The following is a 3,858-nucleotide window of genomic DNA, read 5'->3' as shown; positions in this document are numbered from 1 at the left end:
GACGGCTGCGCGGGCTGGGCGGCGTACTGCCCGTAGCGCGGCTGCTCCTGCGTGGGCTGCTGCTGTGTGGGCTGCTGCTGGGTCGGCTGAGACTGCGTGGGCTGTGCCTGGTAATTCTGCGTGGGCTGCTGGCCCTGCGATGCGGCGTGCGCTCCGGATCCGTGGATCTGCTCGGTCGGCGAGGCGTCCGCGCCGTGCGCGGGCCCCTGAGGCGCACTCTGGGGAGCAACGGTAGGCCGCTCCGGCGTCGCGCCTCCCTGGGGCGCCTGTCCGCGGTCCTCGGCAGGGCTCTCTGGGGTTTCGCTCATGCTGCTCATCCTTTCGTGTCGATCACAACTATGGACCGCGATGCTGTGCGTCACGCATCTGTTGTCTGAAAGATTTCTGGAAGTCAGCCGAATGCCTCAACCGCCGCCAAAACGCCCAACGTTCGGGCGCCGTCGGCCGTTCGCCCTGTTCGCTGGGGGCGCACAGGGCGCGGTGGACCCGTGTCAAAACGGCCCCCTAGAATCGAAAGCGACATGCCACAGCGTCCCGCGGCGGTGGCTGGCGTTGGCTGGGACGCTCAAATGGGGGCACAGGCGTTCCGGGGGTTGTCCCCGGAGCCGAGCGAAGGGCTTTGAAGTGCGATCCACGCTGAAGACTCTCTTGATGGCTGTCGGTGCCCTGGCGCTCGCGCTGCTGCCGGCCGCCTCCCCGGCGTGGGCCACGGATCCCGTGAGCATCCCGTCCGGCACCAACATCGTCGACCCGACCAACGCCCTCGGGAGCAAGAAGGGCGACGTCGAGAAGGCGATCACCGACCTGGTCTCCCAGCACAAGGTCAATCTGTACGTCGTCATCGTCGACTCGTTCACGAACCCGTCCGACCGCACGGCGTGGGCCCAGACCGTGGCCAAGAACAAGCAGATGGGGTCCTCGGACGTTCTCCTCGCGATCGCGAAGTCTGGCCAGTACCAGATCGAGGCGAACTCGGCGAACACGAAGGTCTACTCCAAGATCTCCAACATCTCCCAGAACGCAGTGGTGCCCAACCTCGCGAACGGCAAGAAGGACTACGCCCAGGCTTCGATCGACACGGCGAAGGCCGTGGGCGACGCCGCCGGCGGCGGGAGCGGCAATGTGTCCTCGGGCGACGCGACCCCGTGGATCGTGGGCGGCGTCGTCGTCGCCGCAGGGGCGGCGGGTGTCTACGCGCTCTCGCGCCGGCGTCGTCGGGCCATCACCCAGGCGGTCCCGGCCGACGGCTCCGCCCCGGATTCGCTCGCGGGCCTGAGCCTCGAGGAGCTGCGCAAGCGTGCGAGCGGCCTGCTCGTGCAGGCCGACGACGCCATCAAGTCCGGCGAGCAGGAGCTCGGCTTCGCGGAGGCCTCGTACGGGGCCGACGCCGTGGGCAACTTCTCCAAGGCCCTCGCCGGAGCGAAGTCGCAGCTGAGCGAATCGTTCAAGCTCCAGCAGCAGCTCGACGATCACATCCCCGACACACCGCAGCAGCAGCGCGTGTGGCTCGGCGAAATCATCCAGCGCACCGAGGCCGCCATCCGCTCCCTCGCGGACCAGAAGGCTGACTTCGACTCGCTGCGGGAACTCGAACGCAACGCGCCGTCGGCCCTCGACAACGTCGCCGCCGGCGTGCAGCGGGCGACGGCGCGGCTCACCGGAGCCGAGCAGGCGCTCGCCGCGCTGCGGGACGAGTACGCGGAATCGGCGGTCAAGCAGGTCTCGGACAACATCGCGCAGGCAAAGGACCGGCTCGCCTTCGTCGAGTCCGCCTCAGGACAGGCCCGGCAGGCGCTCGCCCAGAACCAGACCGGACCCGCGGCGGTCTCCGTGCGGGCAGCGGAAGAGGCGCTGCACCAGAGCGGTGTGCTGCTCGACGCAATCGACAAGACGTCCGCGGCGCTGAGCTCCGCGAAGGAGAATCTCAGCTCGGCACTCGCCGAAACCGAGAACGACCTCGCCCAGGCGAAGGCCATGGCGCAGGGCGGCCAGAACGGCGAGCTTGCCGGGCCGATCGCGGGAGTCGAGGCCGCGCTCGCCCAGGCCCGCCAGGAGCTCACAGGCGCGAAGATCGATCCGGTGGCCGTGCTCGCACGGGTCGAGAAGGCCCATCAGCAGCTCGACGAGGTGCTCACGGGCGTCCGGGACAAGGAGCAGCAGGCCCAGCGCGCCGCGGCGTCGCTCCAGCAGGCCATCCGGTCCGCCCAGGACGCCATCGGCGCGACGAGCGACTACATCGCGGCCCGCCGCGGCGGCGTTGGCACGGAGGCCCGTACCCGCCTCGCTGAGGCCCAGCGGAACCTCGACTACGCGCTCTCGATTGCGCAGAGCGATCCGACCTCGGCCCTCGCGTACGCGGAGCAGGCCAACTCACTCGCGCAGCAGGCGGCCCAGATCGCGCAGCAGGACGTCGACCAATTCGCAGGCTTCGGCGGCGGCTGGGGCGGCGGCCGCAACTACGGTGGCGGCATCGGCGGCGCGATCCTTGGCGGCATCCTCATCGACAACATCCTCAACGGCGGCCACCACCACGACGGCGACTCGTGGGGCGGCGGTGGCGGCTGGGGCGGCGGCGGAGATGGCGGCGGCTTCGGCGGTTGGGGTGGTGACGGCGGCGGGTTCGGCGGCGGCGACGGCGGCGGGTTTGGCGGCGACGGCGGAAGCTTCTGATCCATCAACATCGAATCAAGCAGCGCCGCGGCACCCGGCCGAGGCATAGAAAGGGAGCACCACACCATGGCAAAGCAGTCGATCTTCGGGCGCATCACGCAGTTGGCGAAGGCCAACATCAACGCGGTGCTCGACCAGGCGGAGGACCCCCAGAAGATGCTGGACCAGATGGTCCGCGACTACAGCAACAACATCTCGGAGGCCGAGTCCGCGATCGCGCAGACCATCGGCAACCTCCGGATGCTCCAGGACGACCACGCTGAGGACGTCAAGGCGGCACAGGACTGGGGCAACAAGGCCCTCGCCGCCTCGCGCAAGGCGGACGAGTTCCGGTCCGCCGGCAACGCCGCAGATGCTCAGAAGTTCGACAACCTCGCCAAGGTCGCGATCCAGCGCCAGATGTCTTCGGAGAGCGAGGCGAAGGCCGCCGAGCCGACCATCGCGGCCCAGAGCGAGGTCGTCGACCGGCTCAAGACCGGCCTCGACCAGATGAAGGGCAAGCTCAACGAGCTCACCTCAAAGCGCAACGAGCTCGTAGCCCGCAGCCGCACCGCAGCCGCGCAGACCCAGGTCAACGACGCGCTCAAGAGCATCGACATCATGGACCCGACGAGCGAGGTGGGCCGCTTCGAGGAGAAGATCCGCCGCGAAGAGGCGCGCGTCCGCGGCCAGCAGGAGCTCGCGGCGAGCAGCCTCGACGCTCAGTTCAACCAGCTCGAGGACCTCGGGGAGCAGACCGAGGTCGAGGCGCGGCTCGCCGCCCTCAAGCAGGGCTCGGCCCCCGCGGCCCTCTCGGCGGGCAAGGGCGCGGCCCCCGCGGCCGGAGAGCTGCCCGTGGTCGACGAGGCCGACTTCGACAAGCTCTGAGGAATCACCGGGGCTGAGAAGCTCCCGCGCCAGGAACGCCGAAGGCCCGGACCGACTCTCGTCGGTTCGGGCCTTCGCTACGTGTTCCGCAGACGAGTTTCCTTGAACAGGTCTGCATGAATCTGTGGTTGCGGGGACAGGATTTGAACCTGCGACCTCTGGGTTATGAGCCCAGCGAGCTACCGAACTGCTCCACCCCGCGGCGCATTGACTACGTTACCAACCAGTGAACATCCAACCAAATCGAGGGACCGGGCCCGTGGGACCGGGCCATGGGACCGGGCGCCCGGAGCGGGCTCCGGGACCGGGCGCCGGGACCGG

2 protein-coding genes, 1 tRNA gene and 1 pseudogene are annotated in these 3,858 nt (G+C 69.3%); 2 read left to right on the top strand and 2 right to left on the bottom strand.

Annotated elements, in window-relative coordinates:
• Positions 1-308 (bottom strand): annotated as a pseudogene (locus ACLN58_RS19210) (hypothetical protein); the annotation flags it as partial.
• 343 nt (positions 309-651) lie between these two features.
• Here ACLN58_RS19210 and ACLN58_RS19205 point away from each other — a divergent pair.
• Together ACLN58_RS19205 and ACLN58_RS19200 are read left to right on the top strand one after the other, a co-directional pair.
• On the top strand, positions 652-2,670 hold the full coding sequence (locus tag ACLN58_RS19205; RefSeq protein WP_415856838.1) for a TPM domain-containing protein: 2,019 nt from the start codon (positions 652-654) through the stop codon (positions 2,668-2,670).
• Positions 2,671-2,736: 66 nt separating this feature from the next.
• Entirely contained in the window at positions 2,737-3,537 is an 801-nt protein-coding gene (locus ACLN58_RS19200; RefSeq protein ID WP_415856837.1) for a PspA/IM30 family protein, read from the top strand.
• Positions 3,538-3,662: 125 nt separating this feature from the next.
• On the opposite strand, the gene ACLN58_RS19195 is transcribed toward ACLN58_RS19200, so the two are convergent.
• Positions 3,663-3,739 (bottom strand) — tRNA-Met (locus tag ACLN58_RS19195).
• Positions 3,740-3,858 lie beyond the last annotated feature (119 nt).

This window comes from Sinomonas sp. G460-2 (genome assembly GCF_047759905.1).
Classification (GTDB): Bacteria; Actinomycetota; Actinomycetes; order Actinomycetales; family Micrococcaceae; genus Sinomonas.
The sequence above is the reverse complement of the archived record's forward strand: the minus strand, read 5'-3'. Positions and strand labels throughout refer to the sequence as shown.

Coding starts and splice junctions, on each gene's coding strand:
- ACLN58_RS19200 (WP_415856837.1), top strand. CDS start 2,737: ATGGCAAAGCAGTCGATCTTCGGGCGCATCACGCAGTTGGCGAAGGCC.
- ACLN58_RS19205 (WP_415856838.1), top strand. CDS start 652: ATGGCTGTCGGTGCCCTGGCGCTCGCGCTGCTGCCGGCCGCCTCCCCG.